Source organism: Nostoc sp. DedQUE08 (assembly GCF_034530895.1).
Classification (GTDB): domain Bacteria; phylum Cyanobacteriota; class Cyanobacteriia; order Cyanobacteriales; family Nostocaceae; genus Nostoc.
Genome location: NZ_JAVRCD010000009.1, coordinates 73395 through 95836, shown reverse-complemented (window position 1 = coordinate 95836; position 22442 = coordinate 73395). Strand labels below are relative to the sequence as shown.

The 22442-nt window shown below is 42.4% G+C and carries 23 protein-coding genes and 1 pseudogene; 11 read left to right on the top strand and 13 right to left on the bottom strand.

Features of this window, described 5'->3' with window-relative positions:
- Positions 1–180 precede the first annotated feature (180 nt).
- The gene (locus RMY64_RS08605) at positions 181–375 is read left to right on the top strand and encodes a hypothetical protein (protein ID WP_094342069.1); all 195 of its coding nucleotides are present in this window, start codon (positions 181–183) and stop codon (positions 373–375) included.
- Positions 376–472: 97 nt separating this feature from the next.
- Here the strand turns inward: RMY64_RS08605 and RMY64_RS08600 are convergent, their stop codons facing one another.
- Complete coding sequence (locus tag RMY64_RS08600; RefSeq protein WP_322672010.1) at positions 473–1360, bottom strand: site-specific DNA-methyltransferase; 888 nt, start codon at positions 1358–1360, stop codon at positions 473–475.
- 357 nt (positions 1361–1717) lie between these two features.
- Between RMY64_RS08600 and RMY64_RS08595 the strand changes: the two genes are divergently transcribed.
- Complete coding sequence (locus tag RMY64_RS08595) at positions 1718–2251, top strand: tetratricopeptide repeat protein (RefSeq protein ID WP_322699817.1); 534 nt, start codon at positions 1718–1720, stop codon at positions 2249–2251.
- A gap of 162 nt (positions 2252–2413) precedes the next feature.
- Here the strand turns inward: RMY64_RS08595 and RMY64_RS08590 are convergent, their stop codons facing one another.
- The 3 genes from RMY64_RS08590 to psaA all read right to left on the bottom strand — a co-directional run bounded on the left by RMY64_RS08590 (position 2414) and on the right by psaA (position 7666).
- Positions 2414–2884, bottom strand: a complete 471-nt coding sequence (locus tag RMY64_RS08590; RefSeq protein WP_322672011.1) for an REP-associated tyrosine transposase — start codon at positions 2882–2884, stop codon at positions 2414–2416.
- Between the two features lie 171 nt (positions 2885–3055).
- The gene (gene psaB, locus RMY64_RS08585; protein ID WP_322672012.1) at positions 3056–5287 is read right to left on the bottom strand and encodes a photosystem I core protein PsaB; all 2232 of its coding nucleotides are present in this window, start codon (positions 5285–5287) and stop codon (positions 3056–3058) included.
- A gap of 120 nt (positions 5288–5407) precedes the next feature.
- The gene (gene psaA, locus RMY64_RS08580) at positions 5408–7666 is read right to left on the bottom strand and encodes a photosystem I core protein PsaA (RefSeq protein WP_322699816.1); all 2259 of its coding nucleotides are present in this window, start codon (positions 7664–7666) and stop codon (positions 5408–5410) included.
- A 533-nt stretch (positions 7667–8199) separates the two neighbouring features.
- Between psaA and RMY64_RS08575 the strand changes: the two genes are divergently transcribed.
- Positions 8200–9870 (top strand): hypothetical protein, encoded by a 1671-nt coding sequence (locus RMY64_RS08575; protein WP_322690118.1) that lies wholly within the window; start codon positions 8200–8202, stop codon positions 9868–9870.
- Between the two features lie 363 nt (positions 9871–10233).
- Here RMY64_RS08575 and glsA read toward each other — a convergent pair whose 3' ends face one another.
- The 4 genes from glsA to RMY64_RS08555 all read right to left on the bottom strand — a co-directional run bounded on the left by glsA (position 10234) and on the right by RMY64_RS08555 (position 11895).
- Complete coding sequence (glsA, locus tag RMY64_RS08570) at positions 10234–11148, bottom strand: glutaminase A (RefSeq protein WP_322699815.1); 915 nt, start codon at positions 11146–11148, stop codon at positions 10234–10236.
- A 196-nt stretch (positions 11149–11344) separates the two neighbouring features.
- Positions 11345–11533 carry a hypothetical protein gene (locus RMY64_RS08565; RefSeq protein ID WP_322672015.1) on the bottom strand — a complete coding sequence of 63 codons (189 nt, stop codon included), beginning with the start codon at positions 11531–11533 and terminating at the stop codon, positions 11345–11347.
- Entirely contained in the window at positions 11530–11730 is a 201-nt protein-coding gene (locus RMY64_RS08560; protein WP_322699814.1) for a hypothetical protein, read from the bottom strand. The genes RMY64_RS08565 and RMY64_RS08560 overlap by 4 nt, the downstream gene beginning before the upstream one ends.
- A 9-nt stretch (positions 11731–11739) precedes the next feature.
- The gene (locus RMY64_RS08555) at positions 11740–11895 is read right to left on the bottom strand and encodes a hypothetical protein (protein WP_322672017.1); all 156 of its coding nucleotides are present in this window, start codon (positions 11893–11895) and stop codon (positions 11740–11742) included.
- 135 nt (positions 11896–12030) lie between these two features.
- Here RMY64_RS08555 and RMY64_RS08550 point away from each other — a divergent pair, with 135 nt between their 5' ends.
- From RMY64_RS08550 to RMY64_RS08535, 4 genes and pseudogenes are all read left to right on the top strand, one after another.
- Complete coding sequence (locus RMY64_RS08550; RefSeq protein WP_322699813.1) at positions 12031–13545, top strand: thioredoxin-like domain-containing protein; 1515 nt, start codon at positions 12031–12033, stop codon at positions 13543–13545.
- A gap of 92 nt (positions 13546–13637) precedes the next feature.
- Positions 13638–14207 (top strand): annotated as a pseudogene (locus RMY64_RS08545) (HAD family hydrolase); the annotation flags it as partial.
- A 120-nt stretch (positions 14208–14327) separates the two neighbouring features.
- Positions 14328–14678: a DUF952 domain-containing protein gene (locus RMY64_RS08540; protein WP_322699839.1), complete on the top strand. Its 351-nt coding sequence runs from the start codon at positions 14328–14330 to the stop codon at positions 14676–14678.
- A gap of 242 nt (positions 14679–14920) precedes the next feature.
- Positions 14921–15838, top strand: coding sequence for an RluA family pseudouridine synthase (locus RMY64_RS08535; protein WP_322699838.1), 918 nt, complete (start codon positions 14921–14923; stop codon positions 15836–15838).
- 196 nt (positions 15839–16034) lie between these two features.
- Here the strand turns inward: RMY64_RS08535 and RMY64_RS08530 are convergent, their stop codons facing one another.
- From RMY64_RS08530 to RMY64_RS08520, 3 genes are all read right to left on the bottom strand, one after another.
- Positions 16035–16802 carry a phycobilisome rod-core linker polypeptide gene (locus RMY64_RS08530; RefSeq protein WP_322672019.1) on the bottom strand — a complete coding sequence of 256 codons (768 nt, stop codon included), beginning with the start codon at positions 16800–16802 and terminating at the stop codon, positions 16035–16037.
- Positions 16803–17261: 459 nt separating this feature from the next.
- A complete protein-coding gene (locus tag RMY64_RS08525; protein ID WP_322672020.1) occupies positions 17262–17804 on the bottom strand; it encodes a hypothetical protein in 543 nt (180 codons plus the stop codon).
- Entirely contained in the window at positions 17805–18410 is a 606-nt protein-coding gene (locus RMY64_RS08520; protein WP_409882169.1) for a phycobiliprotein lyase, read from the bottom strand.
- 302 nt (positions 18411–18712) lie between these two features.
- Between RMY64_RS08520 and RMY64_RS08515 the strand changes: the two genes are divergently transcribed.
- The 4 genes from RMY64_RS08515 (at position 18713) to RMY64_RS08500 (ending at position 21085) form a co-directional block, all read left to right on the top strand.
- The gene (locus tag RMY64_RS08515; protein WP_242060871.1) at positions 18713–18883 is read left to right on the top strand and encodes an NblA/ycf18 family protein; all 171 of its coding nucleotides are present in this window, start codon (positions 18713–18715) and stop codon (positions 18881–18883) included.
- Positions 18884–19161: 278 nt separating this feature from the next.
- Positions 19162–19719 (top strand): bleomycin hydrolase, encoded by a 558-nt coding sequence (locus RMY64_RS08510; RefSeq protein ID WP_322672021.1) that lies wholly within the window; start codon positions 19162–19164, stop codon positions 19717–19719.
- Positions 19720–19797: 78 nt separating this feature from the next.
- Positions 19798–20292 carry a bleomycin hydrolase gene (locus RMY64_RS08505; protein ID WP_322672022.1) on the top strand — a complete coding sequence of 165 codons (495 nt, stop codon included), beginning with the start codon at positions 19798–19800 and terminating at the stop codon, positions 20290–20292.
- A 190-nt stretch (positions 20293–20482) separates the two neighbouring features.
- Positions 20483–21085: a HEAT repeat domain-containing protein gene (locus RMY64_RS08500; protein ID WP_322672023.1), complete on the top strand. Its 603-nt coding sequence runs from the start codon at positions 20483–20485 to the stop codon at positions 21083–21085.
- Positions 21086–21132: 47 nt separating this feature from the next.
- Here the strand turns inward: RMY64_RS08500 and RMY64_RS08495 are convergent, their stop codons facing one another.
- Positions 21133–22041 (bottom strand): HEAT repeat domain-containing protein, encoded by a 909-nt coding sequence (locus RMY64_RS08495; RefSeq protein ID WP_322672024.1) that lies wholly within the window; start codon positions 22039–22041, stop codon positions 21133–21135.
- Between the two features lie 32 nt (positions 22042–22073).
- Positions 22074–22313, bottom strand: coding sequence for a hypothetical protein (locus RMY64_RS08490; protein WP_322672025.1), 240 nt, complete (start codon positions 22311–22313; stop codon positions 22074–22076).
- Positions 22314–22442 lie beyond the last annotated feature (129 nt).

Sequence of the window (22442 nt, the reverse complement as noted above, 5' to 3'; positions counted from 1 at the left end):
ATGAGCAAGTATCAGGTTTGCCATACTGAGAATTTGATAACTCACTACACGTAATTTAAAATTTCTGTTTACTCATTGAAGTATGAGTTGAAACACACTTAAATTAAGTTTAGCTCTAGAGAATAACCTCATTGAAAGTGCTAAGATTTAGGCTGAATCATTAGTGTTTCCTTTTCTTCTGTGGCTAGAGCTAGTACAGCGATTGGTGTCAGTCCCATTATTAAAGAGATTGTGCAAAAACAGGCACATTCCACACGTTTGACCCTGAAAGAAGTTATTCTGATGGGGATGTTAGCTATTGATAAACTAGATGATCGAGGTCGTCAAGAGCTAGCCGATCGAGTTCATCAAATGCAAGTGAATGGAGAAATTTAATTGAGTAGCTATGAGTTAAGAGTTATAAGCGATGCCCTGAGCCTGCCGAAGGGTTATCAATTTTAACTTCTCACTCCTGACTCTTTACTTAATTTGGTTATTGGCTAAATCGATAACGACTTCCCATTACATAATTTTCATTAATTTCAAAAGATATCCATCGGCGTTGCAGAGTTTCAGCAACAAAGCCGGTTGTATTAGAACCTGCAAATGGATCTAATACCATATCACCTTGATCAGTTAAAAATTTGATGAAGAACTCGGCGAACCCTTGAGGAAAGCGTGCTGGATGGGGTTTAATTTCTGCTGTTTTGCAGCGTCGTAAATAAGCGCTATTCGATTCAGTATTAGCAATTTCTAGCAAATTCGGCGGAATTGCACCTTGGTTATCCTTTTGAAATTTATCAGAAATATCATGTCCACTAGGACGTATTTTTGCTTTATAGCCATTTTTGAGTAATTGTTTCATACTTTGGCTATATGGCTTTAATACTTTTCTGTTATCTGCTTTAGGATTCGGTGTTTTAGACAACCACCAAACTGTATTTACTGAGTCTTTCACACGAATTCGCCTAATTGTCACCCACTCAGCAGGGGTTGGCAGTCGAGCCGGATTATAGTGGTAAAATTCTTGAGCGAGAAAGAAACCTACTTCTTTGCATAATTTGACTAAAAGTTCGTATTGGTAGATACTCCGCACGGGATTACCAGGTAAGTAAGCGCCGCCTAAATCTAGTACGAATGAGCCATTATCTGCGAGAACTCTTTTAAATTCGGATGCAAAAGGTAGAAACCACTCAATATATTTTTCAGCAGTTTCGTTACCGTATTCTTTTTTTCGTGTCAGAGCAAATGGAGGTGATGTGAGGATAAGATTAATACTGTTGTTTTCAATAGATTTTATTAGTTCTAGGCTATCACCTAGATATATTGCGCCGTGATTTTGGGTGTAATATGATTTTAAATTTATTTGTTGTGAGTTCAAGAGTTATAAAATTATCCCGGCTTTGGGGACTTCCAAATCAAAAATAGTATCCAATAATCTCTTGTGGGGTGGGCATCTTGCCCGCCCTTGGTTATTGGCAAGATGCCTACCCCACAAAAGCATTAAGATTATCCAGCATATAATGTCAAGTCAGCAGTAGCCAGTATTTATATCAGCATAATATCAAAAATTTGGTACATCACATTAGTATAATACCGACAATGCTACAAAAAATTTTTACTCTCAGAAAAAATTCTATTCAATCAAGAAATCGGTGTGATTTATATGACAAGCAACTTAAACAATCACAAGTCTAAATACTTCTTAATACCTTATATAGGTGCAGCAATTATAGGAGTGAGTATAATCCCGTTTGCCTATACTACTGTGAAATCTTCTATTTCTCTATCAAACTATATTGAGTCAAGTAATGCTCACAGGGCTTCTGGAAATTATAAAGCAGCTTTCGACAAGCTAAACACAGCTATTAAGCTAGATTCTAAAAATCCATATTTATACATTGAGCGGGCTGAAGTTCGTGATAAATTAGGCCATGAGTCAGGAGTTATAGAAGATTGCAATAAAGCAATTGAGCTTGACCCTAAAAGCCCTTTGGCTTATGACTATCGCGCTATATTCCGGCGCAAATTAGGAGATAAACAAGGAGCATTACAAGACTTAAACATAGCAGTGAAGCTTGCACCTATATCTAGTACTTCCCATAGCAATCGAGGTGTTGCTCGCTCCGATTTAGGTGATACAGAGGGAGCTTTACAAGACTATAATAAAGCGATTCAGTTAAACGCAAAAAATGCTGCTGCCTACGATAATCGGGCTTTGGTTCGCTATGAATTAGGAGATAATCAAGGTGCAATTAAAGATTGGCAGTAAGTTGCTAACCTTTATTTACAACAAGAGAATACAAAACAATATGCAGAGGCAATAGAGAAAATTAAATTGATTCAATAGTCAATTCTAGACTGGCATTTAAGGCTACAAAGGGGCGGGCAAGATGCCCACCCCACAAGAGAAGAGAGAATGTGATAAGTGAGATTATTCAGGGAGTTGCCAAAAGAAGGGGTAATTTTCTGAGCTTGATGACAACCCTGCTTTTACAGGATTTTGTCTGATATATTCCCAATATTGTTGAAACTCTTCATCGTTCCTAACAATACGCTCATATCTTTCATCTTGCCAAACTGTTCCTATATGTTTCATCACTTTGGGAATTTGTTTAGCACTATAACCTTTAATACTTTTCATAATGCTACTCAATGACCAAAACTCATTTTCTGATTTGAGTAATGGCTGAATGAGCAGATGCACATGATTTGTCATGACCACAAGGACAAATATTCGATATCTGTTTTTATCAAAAAACAAGCAAGAATTAAAAACTATTTCTCTAGCTTCTAGGCTAAGTTCTAACTTTTCCCAAGTATTAAAAGTAATGAAATAAACCGCCCCATCTAACTCCCAATGAGGTAATCTTCTCCAAAAAATTTTCAACTTTGGCTCTTGCATTCAGAATACAAAACTATTTGTAATTTTTCTGTAACTTTTCTTTATTGTGGGGTGGGCATCTTGCCCGCCCCTTCTCTATTGTTCCCATCCTCTTCACCTAAAACCCAAAAAAAATCCCCCACCTTGCGGCAGGGGATTTTTATTACTTATCTACAAAACTAGCAGTCGAAATTAACCGAACTTACCAGCAGTAGAAGCAATCAAGAATGCTGCGTAAGTCACGATGTAGCCAACAGTGAAGTGAGCTAAACCAACTACACGACCTTGAACGATGGACAGAGCCACGGGCTTGTCTTTCCAGCGAACTAAGTTAGCTAGAGGAGTGCGTTCGTGTGCCCAAACAAGGGTTTCAATCAACTCTTGCCAGTAACCTCTCCAGGAGATTAAGAACATGAAGCCAGTAGCCCAAACTAGGTGTCCAAATAAGAACATCCAAGCCCAGACAGACAGGTTATTTACGCCGTAAGGGTTGTAACCGTTAATCAACTGAGCAGAGTTAGCCCAGAGGTAATCGCGGAACCAGCCCATGAGATATGTAGAGTTCTCATTGAACTGAGCTACGTTGCCTTGCCAAATACCCAGATGTTTCCAATGCCAGTAGAACGTAACCCAACCAAGGGTATTGAGCATCCAGAACGCAGCGAGGTAGAAGGAATCCCAACCGGAGATGTCGCAAGTACCGCCACGACCGGGGCCGTCACAAGGGAAGGCATAGCCGAAGTCCTTTTTATCGGGCATCAGCTTAGAACCACGGGCATCCAAAGCACCTTTGACCAAGATCAAGGTGGTGGTGTGCAGACCTAAAGCGATCGCATGGTGAACCAAGAAGTCGCCAGGGCCAATTGTTAAGAACAGGGAGTTAGTACCAGCATTGATGGCATCTAACCAGCCTGGCAACCAAACGTTAGCGTAGTTGGGCCATGCTGTGTAAGCAATACTATCGGGGTTAGATAGCAAAGCATCTAAACCGTACAGTACTTTACCGTTTGCAGCTTGAACGAATTGAGCAAACACTGGCTCAATCAAGATTTGCTTTTCAGGAGTACCGAAAGCAACCACTACATCATTGTGGACGTACAAGCTGAGGGTATGGAAGCCTAAGAAAAGGGATACCCAGCTAAGGTGGGAGATAATCGCTTCTTTATGCTTCAATACGCGCTCAAGAACGTTGCCCTTGTTTTGTTCTGGGTCGTAATCACGTACCCAGAATATTGCTCCGTGAGCAAAAGCACCAAGTATCAAGAAACCAGCAATATATTGATGGTGCGTGTACAGCGCTGCCTGAGTTGTATAGTCCTTAGCAATAAATGCATAAGGAGGCATGGCGTACATATGCTGTGCCACCAAAGAGGTGATGGTTCCCAGAGCAGCTAGGTGAATACCTAACTGGAAGTGCAGTGAATTGTTATAGGTGTCATACAACCCTTGGTGAGGCAGGTTGAACTGACCTTCACTGTTGGTACCTGGTACTAACCCAGCTTTGGAGTTCAGCATTTCTTTGATGCTGTGACCAATTCCGAAGTTAGTCCGATACTGATGACCGGCAACAATGAAGATAACTGCGATCGCCAAGTGGTGATGAGCCATGTCAGTCAGCCACAAAGCTTCTGTCTGAGGATGGAAGCCACCCAAGAAACTTAGAATTGCAGTTCCTGCACCTTGAGATGTCCCAAAGATATGTCCAGGAGTGTCAGGGTTTTGAGAGTAAACACCCCAGTTGCCTGTAAAGAATGGTGTCAAACCTGCTGGGTGGGGTGGGGTATTCAAGAAGTTATCCCAACCTACGTGCTGACCGCGAGATTCGGGGACAGCAACGTGAATTAAGTGACCAGCCCAAGCCAGAGAACTAACACCAAAGAGACCTGCTAGGTGGTGGTTTAGGCGATGTTCAGCGCTCTTAAACCATGCCAAGCTAGGACGATACTTGGGTTGCAAGTGCAGCCAACCAGCAAACAACAGTACGGCTGCCAGTATTAACAGGAATACTGAACCGTTGTATAGTTCGCCGTTCGTCCGCATTCCGATGGTATACCACCAATGGTAAAGACCAGAGTAGGTAATGTTTACCGGATTGCTAGCGCCAGCTTGGGTAAAAGCTTCGATCGCTGGTTTACCAAAGTGGGGGTCCCAAATCGCGTGGGCGATGGGACGGATATGAAGGGGATCTTTAATCCACTGTTCAAAGTTACCTTGCCAGGCTACATGGAACAGGAGGCTGGATGCCCACAGGAAGATGATTGCCAAGTGACCGAAGTGAGTTGCGAAAATCTTTTGGTAAAGATTTTCCTCTGTGATGCCATCATGGGTTTCAAAATCGTTGCCTGTAGCGATCGCATACCATATCCGACGAGTCGTCGGGTCCTGTGCGAGATCCTGGCTAAATTTCGGAAATTTTGTCGCCATAGGTTTAATAAATCCTCTGACCTTTAGCCATCAAATACCAGCGTCTAGAGTCCTGAGTTCTGAGTACCAAGTTTTGAGTATTTTCTCAGCACTTAGCACTCAGCACTCCACAACTGATTGCTACCCTACTGAAAGGATGTGTGCATGGAAGAATGCCCAGGTTGTGGCAATTCCTCCCAAGAGGTAGTGAGCTACCCCTACAGCCCGACCCTGAATAATGCTCAGAGCGCGAGGCTGAATTGCTGGTGCTACCTTCAGTTTGTTATGCGCCCAAACAATGGACTCAATTAATTCTTGCCAGTAGCCGCGACCACTGAACAGGAACATCAAGCTGAATGCCCAGACAAAGTGAGCGCCTAAGAAGAGTAGACCATAGGCAGATAGCGCGCTGCCATAGGAATTGATGACTTGTGTAGCTTGTGCCCACAAGAAGTCTCGCAACCAACCGTTGATGGTAATGGCACTTTGGGCAAAGTTACCACCAGTGATGTGAGTCACAGCACCATCTGCATCTACGGTTCCCCAGACATCTGATTGCATCTTCCAGCTGAAGTGGAAAATTGCGATGGATATTGTGTTGTACATCCAGAAAAGTCCGAGGAACACATGATCCCAACCAGACACTTGACAGGTACCGCCACGACCAGGACCGTCACAAGGGAAACGGAAGCCTAGATTTGCCTTGTCTGGAATCAGACGAGAGCTGCGGGCAAACAGAAATCCTTTTAACAGAATTAGGACAGTGACGTGGATCTGGAATGCGTGAATGTGGTGGATCATGAAATCCGCTGTACCTAAAGCAATGGGCATCATTGCCACTTTGCCACCTACCGCTAAGATTCCACCGCCAAACGCATAGCTAACTGGTTCTAAGGCATTGGGAGCAGTGCCACCAGGAGCTAAGGTGTGGATGTTTTGTACCCACTGGGCAAAAACTGGTTGCAATTGGATTGCTGTATCCGAAAACATATCTTGGGGACGACCCAAGGCACGCATCGTGTCATTGTGGATGTACAACCCAAAGCTATGGAAGCCAAGGAATATACACACCCAGTTTAGGTGAGAGATGATTGCATCTCGATGACGAAGTACCCGATCCAAGAGGTTGTTTTGATTAACCACAGGATCGTAATCCCGCACCATGAAGATACTAGCGTGAGCCGCACCACCTACGATTAAGAAGGCTCCAATCCACATATGGTGGGTGAATATGCACAACTGTGTAGCATAGTCGGTTGACAGGTACGGGTACGGAGGCATCGCGTACATGTGATGCGCGATGATGATGGTCAGCGAACCCAAGAAGGCCAGGTTAGTTCCTAACTGAGCGTGCCAGGATGAGGTCAAGTTTTCGTAGAGACCTTTGTGACCTTCACCGGTGAAAGGACCTTTGTGGTTTTCTAGGATCTCTTTAATGCTGTGACCGATACCCCAGTTAGTACGGTACTGGTGACCAGCAACGATAAAGAGAACTGCGATCGCTAAGTGGTGATGGGAAATGTCCGTCATCCATAGGCTGCCTGTTACTGGGTTCAGACCGCCCTTGAAGGTGAGGAAGTCAGCATACTGACCCCAGTTCAAGGTGAAGAAAGGTGCTAAACCAGCAGCAAAGCCGGGATACAGCTCGGTCAACAAGTCTTTGTTCAAGATGAACTCGTGGGGCAAGGGGATGTCTTTGAGAGCAACGCCTGCATCCAAAAGCTTGTTGGTCGGTGCGGACACGTGGATTAAATGACCTGCCCATCCCAAGGAACCACAACCTAGCAATACTTGCAAGTGGTGATTCAGCATCGACTCCACATTCTGGAACCATTCCAATTTGGGAGCGCGTTTGTGGTAGTGGAACCAGCCGGCAAATAGGAATAAGCCTGCTAGTACCAAGCCACCGATCGCTGTGCAGTAAAGCTGGAAGGAGTTGGTAATACCCCAGCCACGCCATACATAGAACAAACCAGAGGTGATTTGAATACCGTGGAAACCACCGCCAACATCACCATTTAAAATGTCTTGTCCAACAATGGGCCAAACGACTTGGGCACTTGGTCTAACGTTTAGAGGGTCGCTTAACCAAGCTTCGTAGTTAGAAAACTTCGCCCCGTGAAAAATCATCCCGCTCAACCAGATTGTCACTACAGCCAAGTGGCCGAAGTGGGCTGAGAATATCTTGCGGGAGATGTCTTCTAAATCGCTTGTATGTGTATCAAAATCATGGGCGAGTGCGTGCAGGTTCCAAATCCATGTGGTGGTTTTGGGACCTCTGGCTAAGGATCTGTCAAAGTGCCCTGGTTGTGACCATCTCTCGAAAGACGTTGGAACCGGGTCGTTATCGACGATTACTCTTGCCTTCTTTTCCTCTCGCTCCGGAGGACTTATTGTCATTCGACCTCCTCTCTTGATAAGGAATGAGGAATCATGAATACCACAAAGTTAACCATTACCGCAAATTCCATTTTGCTGAAGCCGCGATGAAGACCTATGTGGATTGTTGTTTCTCGTTGAATTATAAAGTCTTCACTTGTACATTGTTAGAGATATTTTAACAATAATTCAAACTTGCTCAAATATTGCTGAAATTCATGCCTTAACTGGCTTTTAACTTCAAAGTTTTTGTCCAAAAGTCAATAGTTTAGCTATTTAATTTACAAACAATAACAATTCGTAAAATTTATGATTTGACTGTATGTAACCGATGTCCCAACTTTTACTGCGATTACTCATGAACATTTATGTCATATTTCAATTTTTGCAAGTAAAACGTTGTAAAGAATATGACTTATTTTAAAATTTCATGAGATACAAAGGAAAACTTATGGGATGTGAGGCAGATTTCACCTTTTGGGCTATAGTTCCAGATGGACAGTTTGAGCCAAAATAATCTGTCAATTGTTGAAGACTATCACTGGGTGCAACGCATGAACTCGTGGCAGAAAAGGGTGTTAGAGAAGCTCCTCCCTCAGAGGTTTCCGATTCTCAGGTGGGTAATGATATTAGTGCTGGTATTAAGCTTGACCAGTTGCGGCGAGAAAGCCGACAGCCAGGAAGTATCTACTGGTTATAAAGAAAACTCCCCCAAGATTTCTCAAATTTCAAAGCAATTTTCGGAAGTTTCCCCTCCATCTGTTATTCAAGAACTGCGTCCAACTTTGGAAGTTTATCAGCCCCAAGTAACAATTGTTACTCCAAAATTTGATGAAGTTCTTCAAGACAATAAAGTTACAGCCAGTTTTCAGGTTAAGGATCTACCGATATTTAAAGACCCACAATTACAATTGGGGCCACATTTACACGTAATTCTGGATAATCAACCTTATATACCTGTTTACGACCTGAATCAGCCCTTAGTTTTGCCAGACTTGTCTCCAGGTAGTCATACCTTGCGTGTCTTTGCCTCTCGTCCCTGGCATGAAAGCTTTAAGAATGAAGGCGCTTATGCCCAAACAACATTTCACGTCTTCACTAAAACCGACGACAACACCCCAGATCCTAAATTACCCCTGCTAACTTATAGTCGTCCTCAAAGTAGCTACGGGGCAGAACCAATCTTACTGGACTTTTACTTAACTAACGCTCCTCTGCACCTTGTTGGTAAGGAAAACCCCAACGACGAGTTCAGTGATTGGCGCATCCGCTCCACTATTAATGGTGAAAGCTTTATTTTCGATCGCTGGCAGGCAGTTTATCTTAAAGGCTTCCGTCCAGGGAAAAACTGGATAAAGCTAGAATTTCTCGATAATCAGGGAAATGCTGTCAAAAATGCTTTCAATACCACAGTTAGATTGATTGACTACCAGCCAAAGGGTAAAGACACTTTGTCGAGAATTGTCAGAGGAGAACTCACAGCAGATGAGGTGCGCCCTATTGTAGACCCGAATTATAAACTTGCACCTAAACCCACACCCACACCTTCTGTAGAAAAAACACCCCCAACACAGCCTAAGGTAGAAAAACAGCCGCTTCCAGAAACTGAAATTCCAGAACAATCCAAAATACAGCCAGAACAACCAAAATTAGAAGTTCCCACAGCTACACCAACTCCCAGCTTGTCCCCAACACCACCAGAAATTATTGAGTCTCCAGCACCAGAACCACAGCCAGAGGTAATACCAACTCCCGAATCAACACCGTTACCTGAAAAAGTAACGCCTCAGCCAACAAAACCTAGATTTGGTGGATTTTTTAATCGTGGGGCTGGTAAAGTTCCTACCCCAGAAGCACCAGTTGCACCATCTCCTAGTTTGCCACCCACACTGCCAGAGATTATTGAGTCTCCGACACCAGAAATTATTACGCCAACACCAGAATCACAGCCGGAGGTAATACCAACTCCCGAATCAACGCCGTTACCCGAAAAAGTTACGCCTCAGCCAACAAAATCTAGATTTGGCGGATTTTTCAACCGTCGAACGACCAAGACACCTACTCCCCAAGTAACAGTTGCCCCATCTCCTAGTTTGCCACCAACGCTGCCAGAGATTATTGAGTCTCCAGCACCCGAAATTATTACGCCAACACTAGAACCACAGGCAGAGGTAACGCCAACACCTTCTGCTGAATTACCCGAAAAACAAGTGCAACAGCCATAAAAAACAAGATTTAGTTATACCTTGAAGGCTGGTAGAGGCAGCAGAGAAGTGAAATAAATCACTTTTCTTCTGCGTCATCGGACTCAGAAATATGTGTTAGAAAATTTCCAAATTTTTGCTTTTACTGAATAACTGGGAATTCTAAGTAAGTATTGACTCTTATTTTACTTAGGATTAATCTGGCTTTCCAGATTCAAGATGCAAATTTTCCATCAGTTTCCGGTGATATCGCCGTCGTACAATTGAGCCGAAAAGGGTGGTTCTCAAAAATATACCAAGCTTTTTTGACGAGTCGAACCATTACCCATCCTGTCGAAGTGCTGACAAGAATTTATCATTTCTCTGCCTATTCAAAAACAGGATTTAGCCAAAAATACTCAGCTGCAACTCTTGTGCTAAAGCCTCAACAAAAGCAAGACCCGCTACCGGATTTCCTACACCATCCAAAGCTGGACTATAACAAGCGATCGCTCCCTCACCTGGTACTATTGCTACAAGCCCACCACCAATTCCTGATTTCATTGGTAAACCAATTCTGACTGCAAACTCGGCAGAAGCTTGATAAAGTCCACAAGTTAACATCACAGCATTGACAATCCGGCGGTTTTGTGCTGATAAATAGCTATTTTCACAAGCTAGCAGTTTTCCTAACAAGGCTAAATCTTCAACTTGCCCAGAAATAGAGCATATTTGCTCGTATGTGTCAAGTGCTGTTTCAATATTTTCGAGATGACCGGCTTCGGCGAGATAATTAGCGATCGCTTCATTGGCTGTTGAACGGGTTAATCTTACTGAAGCCAGCATCACCTCATCTAAGCTTAGTTGACAACCTGCTAATTGGTTGAGCCATTGACAAAATAAGAGAGTGCGTTGATTAGCGCTCTGTCCTGGTAACTTCTCAGACAGGGTAATTGCCCCACTATTAATCATCGGGTTGCGGGGATGGGCGCGATCGCTAATTAATTGTTCTAAAGAATTGAAGGATGCATCTGATGGTTCCACCCCAACCCAACTAAAAATCGTTTCTGCTCCTAAATGTTCTAGCAGATAAAGTAGAGAAAATGTCTTAATCACACTCATTAGCGGGAACACACAAGCTGTATCCCCAAAGCTGATGGTGTGTCCAGATTCACAGCAGATATGAACTGCAAACCAACCAGGATTAGCTAAAGCTAATTGCGGAATGCGATCGATAACTCGTCCCTGTTTAGCCTGGGTTTTAGCTTGTTGTACCCAGACTGACAAATCCTTAGTAGTTAGTTTGTCAAGTCCTTTCAAAGTGTAAATTTTCTAAAAGTTCATTTGTTAAATTGCAATTAACCCTATATTTTGAAGTTAATCAATACTTTGGTGGCGATGGGAACCAAGTTTTTAAGAGATTAAGAGGTCGGGTGCAACGCTAAAAACATTTCTAATTTATGTGGTTCCTGAAAGTTAGAAATTCGTAGTTCTCAAGACTAGCCAGTTTTTAGCTTTAAACTTGTTGGCGTTTTAACTCTTGTATCAATACTTGGCAGCGCTTACTGGCTTCTCTTGCCTGTTGCCTAAACTGTTTAGCTTGCTCTTGGTTAGTTAAATATACTTCAGATGCTTTTTGCCTGAGTTCAACAGCTTGTTTACTGAGTTCTTGAATACGAGTCTTTAATTCTTCAATTGTTTTCATCTTTGCTCCTGTTCTGAAATCACAATTTCCAAATTTTCGGCTTCTTCATAAAGTATATCTGCTCTACTAGCCAGCAAGCTAGCATCATCAAAATCATTGTTTGCTATTGCTCTGTCATGAGCGAGGTACAACTCATCAATGATTTTTTGCAATTGTGCGTAAGCTTGGAATAATACATTGCGGGTTTCTGACTTCATATTTACTGTTTAAATATCTAATTCTCCTGTAATTAAACTTAAATTTGGTTTTGTGTAAGCTTCTAGTAAGTAGATATAAATATAAAATAGTTCGTCATTGCGTTCGCCTTTGGTGTTCCCGAAGGGTACGAAGTGAAGCAATCGCAAAGACTGAGATTGCTTCACTTCGTTTCGCTCGCAATGACATCTTACATTTAATTGTGTCTACTTACTTAGCAACACACGGTAATATATCATTATTTTTCATCGGCCTATTTCAGAAAATTAGTATAAATATCCTCTAAGAACAAAGTGTACTTTATGATTCCCCGTGTCAGAGCGCCCGAATTACCGCAAAATTACTCTTGGCTCAACACCGATAAACCTTTGTCTCTTAAACAATTTAAGGGTAGAGTCATAATTTTAGATTTTTGGACATACTGCTGTGTCAATTGTCTGCATATTTTGCCAAACCTGAAATATTTAGAACAAAAATATAAAGATAGTCTTACCATTATCGGCGTTCACTCTGCTAAATTTGACAACGAAAAGGAAACAGAAAATATTCGCCAAGCTATCCTACGCTACGACATCGAACATCCAGTTGTAGTTGACAGAGGTTTTCGGATTTGGGAAGAGTATGCTGTGCGTGCTTGGCCTACATTAATAATTATCGATCCAGAAAGTTACGCGATCGCCCAGATTTCTGGTGAAGGAAACCGTGACACTTTAGATGAGTTGATTCAAAAGTTAATTCAGCAACACCAAGACAAAGGCACAATTAATTTCCAAGAAATCAGCTTAACTTTAGAAAAACAGCGCCAACCATTAATCACACCTTTAGCTTTTCCTGGTAAAGTTCTAGCTACTCAAATGGGTTTATTCATTGCTGATTCTGGACATCACCGCCTAGTTATGAGTAGTTTCGACGGAGAAATTCTACATTTAATTGGTACTGGAAAATCTGGGTTAACCGATGGTTCGTTTAGCGAAGCACAATTTTTTGCACCACAAGGAATGGCTTATGATGCCGAAAATCAGATTCTTTATGTTACTGATACAGAAAATCATGCGCTGCGGCGAGTTGATTTCAAGCACCAAATCGTTGAAACTATTGCGGGAACTGGCGAACAAAGCCGTAATATCAATCCTCATGGCGGTGCTGGTTTAGAAACCGCGCTAAATTCTCCTTGGGATTTAGTGAAAGTAGGAAATACTCTATTTATTGCAATGGCTGGGCCGCATCAAATTTGGCAAATGGACTTAGAAACTGGCATCATTAAAACTTATGCTGGTACTGGTGCAGAAGCGTGTATTGATGGTTCACTTACTGAATCTGCTTTTGCTCAACCTAGCGGTATCACCACAGATGGAAAAGAATTATATATTGCTGACAGTGAAGTTAGTTCAATTCGTGGTGTGGGAATTGTCGAACTGTATCAAGTAAGAACTGTTTGCGGTAGTGGGGGTTTGTTCGGTTTTGGCGATGTAGATGGACAAGGTGAAGATGTCCGTTTACAACACTGTTTAGGAGTGGAATACGCGCAGAATTTTTTGTGGGTGGCAGATACTTATAACCATAAAATTAAATTAGTTAGCCCTAATGGGAATTGTCAAACAGTTTTGGGAGATGGTACTGCTGGTTTACAAGATGGTCAAGGTAAGAACACTCGGTTTTTTGAACCTTCGGGATTGAGTGCTATAAATTCATATCTATATATTGCTGATACAAATAACCACGCCATCCGCCGCGTAGATTTGAATACTTTTGAAGTAATAACGCTTAAATTTCCGGGTTTATGCGCACCGGATATTTGTATTCCGCCTAATTTATAGAAGAATTATCTTCCTTAAAGGCAGAAATCAAAAATTTGTATTTTGTCGTCTGGGTATGAAATTTTAAAGAATAATATTTAGCGATCGCTAGTATGAAATTAGTCGTTTTTGATATTGATGGTACACTAACCAATACCAACAAAATTGATGAAAATTGTTTTGTACGTGCTTTTGCTTTGGAATTTGGCATTTCTGGTATAAATACAAATTGGTCTGAATACGCATACACTACAGATTCGGGAATTACCCAGCAAATTTTCAAAGAAAAATTAGAACGTCTTCCTTCAAATGAAGAGATAGTTAGACTCAAAACACGTTTTGTTAGCCTACTCCAGGAAGCATTTATTAACAAGCAAGACTTATTCAGCGAAATTTCTGGTTCTGCAAATGTATTAGCTAAATTACAGCTAAATCCTGATTGGTGTGTTGCGATCGCAACTGGTGGTTGGTGTGAATCTGCCAAATTAAAACTTCAAAAAGCTAATTTACAAATAGAAAGTATTCCATTGGCTTCAGCTAATGATGCACTTTCACGAGACGATATTATTAAGACAGCTATTATCAAAGCGAAGAATGTTTATCAAATTGAAAAATTTCAGAAAGTTGTTTTTGTAGGTGATGGTGTTTGGGATGTCAAAGCAGCCTATCGATTGAATATTGCTTTTATTGGAGTAGCTGATACTAAATTAAAAAATATAGGTGCTAGCAAAGTAATTAAAGACTTTACAAATTTAGAAGATTTCCTGAAAATATTACAATATGCAGTAATTCCTAAATTTTCTATGAACACTATTCTCCACATTACCAAACGCCAACAATGGGAACAAGCAAAAAATATCGGTAGATATTGCGCTGATTCTTTAGACAGTGAAGGTTTTATACATTGTTCAAAGTCCACGCAAATACTCAAGGTTGCAAAAAGATTTTTTTATAATCAAAAAGAATTGGTACTACTTTTTATTGATTCTGATAAAGTCCAAACTGAAATTCGTTATGAAGAAGCTGAAGTTGGCGAATTGTTTCCTCATATTTATGGTGAATTAAATATTGATGCTGTGTATCAGGTGATTGATTTTGAAGCTGGGGAAGATGGTTTATTTGATTTGCCGCAAGAAGTTATAGATTTAGAATAACGAATTAGCTTGTCTGCGACACGCTATGCGAATGGCAAGGATGCAGAAGAAGAAAGACGAGAAGCCATTTAAAGCATTCCGCGCTTTACTTAAAGAAGGGGAATTAATAATCTAGAGCAATTGTGACCGAATTTAATTTACAAATCCAAGAAAATAGCGATCGCTTTGCCAACACCAAGGGCGATCGCTTGTCAACTCCACATGAAGATGCTACACCTAGCTTGCTTCCCCTTAAGAGTACGATACACTGCGTCAACACCAAAGGCGATCGCCTCGACCGTTACCTTTCCCAAGAATTACCAGACTTGTCCCGTTCCCGCATCCAACAGTTAATCGAACAGGGTAATGTCCAACTTAACGATCGAGTTTGCACATCCAAGAAGATCAATGTCAAGGTAGGCGATCGCATCACTCTTGAAATACCAGAAGTTCAACCTTTAGAACTGCAAGCCGAAGACATCCCTTTAGATATCCTTTATGAAGACGACCAGTTACTTATTCTTAATAAACCCGCAGGTTTAGTTGTCCATCCTGCGCCCGGTCATCCAGATGGTACTTTAGTAAATGCCCTATTGGCTCACTGTCCCAATTTACCAGGAATTGGCGGAGTCCAACGTCCAGGAATTGTCCATCGATTGGATAAGGATACTACGGGTGCGATCGCGATCGCTAAAACAGATATTGCCCATCATCATCTACAAGCACAACTGAAAGCAAAAACTGCACGACGAGAATACTTGGGCATAGTTTACGGTGCGCCAAAAACTGAAAGTGGCACTATCGACTTGCCCATTGGTCGCCATCCCCAAGACCGCAAAAAAATGGCTGTTATGCCTGTCGAACAAGGCGGGCGAGTCGCCGTCACTCACTGGAAAATATTAGAACGCCTTGGTAACTTCACCTTAATTCACTTTCAATTAGAAACTGGACGCACCCATCAAATTCGCGTCCACAGCAGCAAAATCGGTCATCCCATTGTCGGCGATCCAGTTTATAGTTCTGGCCATTCAGTGGGTGTAAATTTACCTGGTCAAGCACTACACGCTTGGCGACTCAAATTGCAGCATCCCTTATCTGAGGAGTTGATTGAGGTGACAGCGACTCCTCCCGCCCACTTCACAAAACTTTTAGAGATACTAAAAAGACGAACTACACTTTAACGCCCAATGCCCAATGCCCAATGCCCAATGCCCAATGCCCAATCCCCAATGCCCATTAACAACTAGCGTGCATAAGACATGGAATAGAGTCTGTTTCACTTAGTTATATCTAAATAAAACTCCTACATAACCCAAGACTTATGCACGCTATAAAACGATCGAATGGATGTACTAGCCAGCCACCGACCACAAATCGTTATTTAATTCCTGACAGTTGCCGATAAGGTACAGACTTTTCGATATCAATATTGTATGGCGAGATCCGTTGTGGAGCATTGCCAGTTGCATTGATACTTTGTGCTAAACCCAAGAATAAAGCTGGATCGCCAGCCTTGGGCTTTTGCTCTTGTGGGAGGAATCTGCGTACTTCGACCTGCCAAATGATTTGGGGGAAACCCAGTTTGGCACGGTGATAATCTTCGTATCGTGGAGATTTGATGTTGAATGGCAACTCACCCTCAGATTGGGATGGGAGTATCCGACGGCGCTGATAAGGCACTGTGGAGTATCCAAAATTGCTCAGGTACTCTTCAGTATTGAGCACTTCATCAATAAAGCCTACAATACCCTTGGTAGCGACTACAATTGACCAGGCGATTTTTTCCCGCTCGTTGTATGGATCGCGTCCTAGAACCCGCTGAATTACTTGCTCAACAAAACGATAGTTATTGTTGAGGTCGTAGAAGCTTTTCTTAAAGGTATTGGAAAGCACCAACCCACGAATAAAGTCCCGTACTGTAATTTGTCCATTACGGAGTTGAGACTCTAAATATGTTTCGCGATCGGCAGCAAAGGCATAGAAGAAAATTTGACGATATGCTGCTTCTATCAGATCGCCTAAATCTGACGGAGAAAGTATATTGTCAGTAGTGAAAATCCTGGGTTGTTCATCACCAGGTACTTCATACGCAGCTACACGCTGGTTTTGACTTGAAGGGCTATATTCTAACAGAGGAAGTGGCACTCTAAAGCCTCCATGTTCTTAATTAAAGTTAACAACTTTTAATCACATATTAAGGGAGTAGTTGTATCAGAACTTCAGATTCTGATAAAATTTCACGAAACTTAACTAAGGGAAATTTAAGTATTCGTAGTATAAATGATTAGTTTGCTGGATTCAACCCATAGCTAATCAAGAAAAATAGGTAATCAGACTTCCAGCTTAATGACTACGTAAATGACTAAAAAATTTTATTCACATATTTTAGATTAGGAGATTCAGTTTCACCTTTTTGAACTGAAGCAATAATTTTTAACATTTAGCAAAAGAAATTAATAGGATATAGGAGATTGGGCATTGGGCATGGGGCATTGGGAATGGGGCATTGGGCGTTAGGAGTGCTGAGTTAGGAGTTAAGAGTTTTGTTTATCTCCTTGTCCCCTTGTCCCCTCATCTCCCCTGCCCCCTGCCTCCCTCGGCGACTCAGCGACCTATCCAAAATTCCAGGGGATCTATGGTTGATTTACAGTAAGGCCAGCTACGCAAAGTTGCTTCCATTCCTGCCTCCCAGTAGGGTGGTTCCAATCCCAGTCCTAAGCATAAATGAGATAGGATGCTAGCAAACTGCTCGTTGTGACCAAACTCTCCTAGATGGGCATGGGCGTATTCATGGACGACTACACCAAACCAGTCTTTAGGTGCAACTCGACCAACATCTACCAGAATAGTGATTGGGTTTGTGAGAATGTTGCACAGCCCATCTATGCCAAAAGATTGAGCTATGGGGACTGCAAAAATTTGGATGTGGCGACGCTCTTGGGGATGAAAACACTGATGACAAACTTCTAGATAGGTGTTGATCTGAGCGTTCACAGCGTTAATATTTTCACCGATCCAAGTGCAAATGGGAATGCGATCGCGCAGGTTATCAAACACATTCACCATACCCGGTTCTAGGGCAAGCCCCTGTACCAGACGCAGATAATCTTGCCCACGAGTAAAAGCATCGCTCTGCTTAAGAATCATTCACCAGCCCAAAACTGAATAAAATTGTCTTTTTTCCAAAATATCCGCTCCTTGTCTTTGTGTGACTTCTTCTGAGCTAGAAGCCTCAACAGAATCAATGCGGCTTTCGCTACAAAACGATGCGGTGCTAAAGCCGCCAAACCTTTTGACTGTACTGGTTCTTAGTCGCATATTTGGGCTGGCGAACCAGAATCGCTCAATGGAACTCATTGTTTCATATTCGGTTGTCAATACTAGTCCATCTTCATCATCCATGTGAAAAAGACCAACTACAGGCACTATTTCCGCATAACCTCTTTCACGGAGTAATTTGCCTTGCCTTGGATTATCGCCATCAGGCACGATCGCAAATATGGTTTTCCCCTGATGATTCTCCTCATCTTCTCGATCCCAGGCCATTGTCCCTAGCCAACGCACACGCGAACCACCGACACAAAGGCTGGGGTCAATCTCATGATAGCGGCACAATTCAATGATTTCGGGATGATTGGCATCGAGAGTTTCTACCTGTATATCCGATTCTCCTATCTCTGAGCGCTTGAACGCCAGATGATGAGTTGCACGTTGCGATCGCCACTTACCAGCACTTAGCTGAAAAAATTCCATTGCGTCTATCAATCTTCTGACTCCTACTTATTACTCCTGCGGATGATGTTTTACGAGGTCTTTGTTTTTAGAGTAGTTGGTATATAAACATTCTAAACATTACAGCGATTAGTGGTCAGCTTCAATAAACACCCTAGAAAGGGAGGGACAAATATGTTGTCATGTAATTGTAAACTTTTATGAGTCTGATTTCTTATAGCTTGACAATGTAGACATTTTAATATCCAAGTGCTAAACTAGTAGGAAGCGATCGTCTTCCACTAACAACAAATACTTTTCGATTCAATCAATCACAGGAGTGAATGATGGACTTTCCAGTCGAATTAACTTTAGAGCAACAGTTTCGCTTACAAAATTTGAAAGATCAGGTAAAAAATTTGAGTCAACAAGAGGCTCAAGAATTTTTACTAGAAGTTTTACGGCAGATGATGGTGAAAGATAATTTGGTCAAACATTTGTTAAAACAAGCTTGATCGACTAAAAAACAAAATTATTTCTTTAAGACTTACGCAATGGGAGAGTTCCATCAAAATGCGTAAGTCTTAATTTTTTTGCTCAATTTCGGCTAAAACTTGATTTCTCGATCGGGAAAGCAAATTCCAGGTAAATATTACAGATTATTACTTTCTCTCTCATAGTAAAGACTAGGGTACTATCGATCCCCTATGTTTTTGTTTGGCTACTCGCAGTTAACCTGCTTGAAAACACGCCAAAAATAATATCCGCCATTTGTGAATATTAAGGAGAACTCATGGTTCTTGATGCTTTTTCCAGAGCTGTAATTTCAGCTGATGCTAAAACCGCTCCTATCGGTGGTGCTGACTTAGCAGCCCTTAAGTCTTTCATCGCTGAAGGCAACAAGCGCCTTGATGCAGTGAATGCGATCGCCAGCAACGCTAGCTGTGCGGTTTCTGATGCCATTGCTGGGATTGCTTGTGAAAACACAGGTTTGATTCAATCTGGTGGTAACTTGTACCCCACTCGTCGGATGGCTGCTTGCTTGCGCGATGCTGAAATCGTTCTGCGCTATGTAACTTATGCATTGTTGGCTGGTGATTCTTCCGTATTGGACGATCGCGCTTTGAACGGTTTGAAAGAAACTTACACAGCTTTGGGCGTACCCACTGGATCTTCTGTACGGGCTTTCCAAATCCTGAAAGCGATCAGCGTTGCTCACATCACCAACACCAACACTGAAGCTAACGCTGGCAAAAGATTCCGCAAACAAGAAGTTGTTCAAGGCGACTGCTCTGCTCTAGCTGCTGAAGCTGCTAGCTATTTCGATCGCGTTATTTCTGCTCTGAGCTAATCGCTCATGGTTAAAGGCTATTAGCCAAGCAAACTGAAATTAAAACTCGATCAAATCTAATCTGGAGTATAAAAAGCAATGAAATCAGTTATCACTACAGTTATTGGATCTGCTGATGCAGCAGGTCGTTTTCCAACCACCTCCGATCTAGAATCCGTTCAAGGTAGTATTCAACGTGCTAATGCTCGTTTAGAAGCTGCTGAAAAGCTAGCTTCTGGTATCGATGCTGTAGCTAAGGAAGGTTATGATGCTGCATTCAAGAAATATCCTTTCCTGAGCCAAGAAGGTGAAGCTGGCGACACTCAAGTTAAGAAAGACAAGTGCCTGCGCGACATCAAGCACTACCTACGCTTGATCAACTACAGCTTAGTTGTGGGCGGTACTGGCCCTCTGGATGAGTGGGGTATTGCAGGTGCTCGCGAAGTTTATCGCTCTTTGAATCTGCCCACCGCTCCCTACGTTACCGCATTGACTTATACTCGCGATCGCGCTTGCGCTCCTCGCGACTTGTCTCCTCAAGCGTTGGTTGAGTTCCGCAATCTCCTCGACTACGTAATCAACTCTCTTTCATAGTCATAGGGATTGACTAGACATAGACGAGCGATCGTCATACTCTAAAACTTAGGGACTCTCAGTCTGTTGCTTTGCCTGTATCAGGTTGGGTGATTGACCAAGAGTCCCTCTGTTGTTAATAATTCGTAATTCGTAATTCGTAATTCGTAATTATCGAACTTGGGGGATTTAAACAGGGAAATTTTCTTTTATGACAATAGATTCTCTATTTGCACAATTAAAACATCCCAATCCCAATTTGCGGGAACGAGCTATGTGGGAACTGGCTGATGTCCGTGATGAAAATACCATTCCTCGGCTGATGGGTATTTTAGATGAAGAAGATGTCACCTATCGTCGAGCTGCGGTAAAAGCACTGGGTGCTATTGGGACAGATGCTGTACCGCTACTGGTAGAGTCATTAGTAAATAGTGATAATGCAACCATTCGGGGTAGTTGTGCTAAAGCTCTAGCACAGGTTGCTGCTAATCATCCCGATGTTCCCTTCCCGAATGAGGGCTTACAGGGATTGCAAACAGCGCTTAATGACCCAAATCCAGTTGTTTATATTGCATCCGTAATGGCACTGGGTGAGATTGGATCTCCTGCCTTTGAGATTTTGACTGAAGCTCTGAAAACAATAGATAATGTGGCGGTAGCTGTGGCGATCGTCAATGCACTCGGTTCGATGGGCGATATCCGTGGGGTGGAAGTGCTGACGGCATTGACAAATGATGAATCTGTCGATCCGTATGTTCGAGAGTCAGCAGTGAGCGCTTTGCCCCGATTAGATCAAGTGATTAAATATAACTGAGAGTAGCGATCGCTAATTATGCGCTCAAATGGAAAATGTCCATCGCCTTATTCCCAAGCTTCCTCTTCTAACTGCCTCTCAATTTGAGAAATTGCCAACTTCATCACCGCCTGAACCCCCGCTTCTTCTTCCTCAGTTAATGCAGCTTGCAGGGGTTCTAAAGCAGCACCATCGCCAATTTTCATCAATGCCAGAGCTGCTGCTTTTCGGGTTTCCCAATCGGGATGATGTAGTAATTCAACAAGGCTAGGAATTGCGGAACGATAAGTCAGGCTACCCAAAGCTGCTGCGGCTTCACACCTGACAATTTCAGATGGATCGTTGAGGGCGTTCATTAAAATATTAAATGCTCCTTCTTGAGTGCCTTCTTGAGCAATTTTAGCGATCGCACCCACCACCGCAGCCCGAACTTCAGCGGAGTCGGAGTTAATCTCTCGATATAAATGCTCCTTCGCCTCTGCACCAATAAATCCTAACGCCCATACGGCATGACCTTTGGCACTTTCTGGATACTCGGTTGACGCTAAGATTTTCAGCAATGCTGGTACAGCTGCCTCACCTATTTTGGCAAGCCCCCCCACCGACGAGGTTTTGACCACCATATCTTCATCATTTAACAGGGCATTGACCAAAGTCGGAACTGCGATCGGGTCAGCAATCAGTGTCAAGGTTTTAGCGCTGGCTCTCCGCACAACTGGGTTGGGATGATTTGCCACAGCTTCCATCAATAAAGGGGTCGCTGGTTTGCCGATTTTACCCAAAGCCTCTGCAAAACTCAACCTAACCATGCCTCGTGAGTCTCCCATACTCTCAACCATCCGCTTTACTAGCTCTTGGTCATCCGAGTTGAAGGTGTTTAAGCTTAATTGCTCACTCACTACTGCAAATAAAGCGTCAGTTTCTGCATGGGACAGATTTAACGAATCTGTCCCGGATTGAGTTTCGGAGTTGAGCATATAATCTCTAGCTAAATTATCAAGACAAATGACTAGTTGCTGCCATTCAGCGCAGCTTGCTGATTACGGAGTTCCTGGAGGGCAGAATCAATCTTGGCAAGCTCAGGCTCCAGGTTTGCCATAACGCTTACTTTCTTCAACTTAGCCCGTTTTGCCGTTTCCGTAGTTTCTTGAACTAGACGTTCCCGATATTGCTCAAGTTCTGCAATCACTTCTGCTACATCTTGAGCGGTTACGTTATCGGTTGTTGTGAGTTCTGAAGTTTCATCCATAAGTTTTGTTTCCTAAATATGTGTTTATATGAATGATGTGCGATGGTGTTCCCAAAAATGTTTGTATTTGGTTATTCGTTAAAGAGAGACAACTAACTAATAGCTGACAAATGTATATGTTTCGATCTT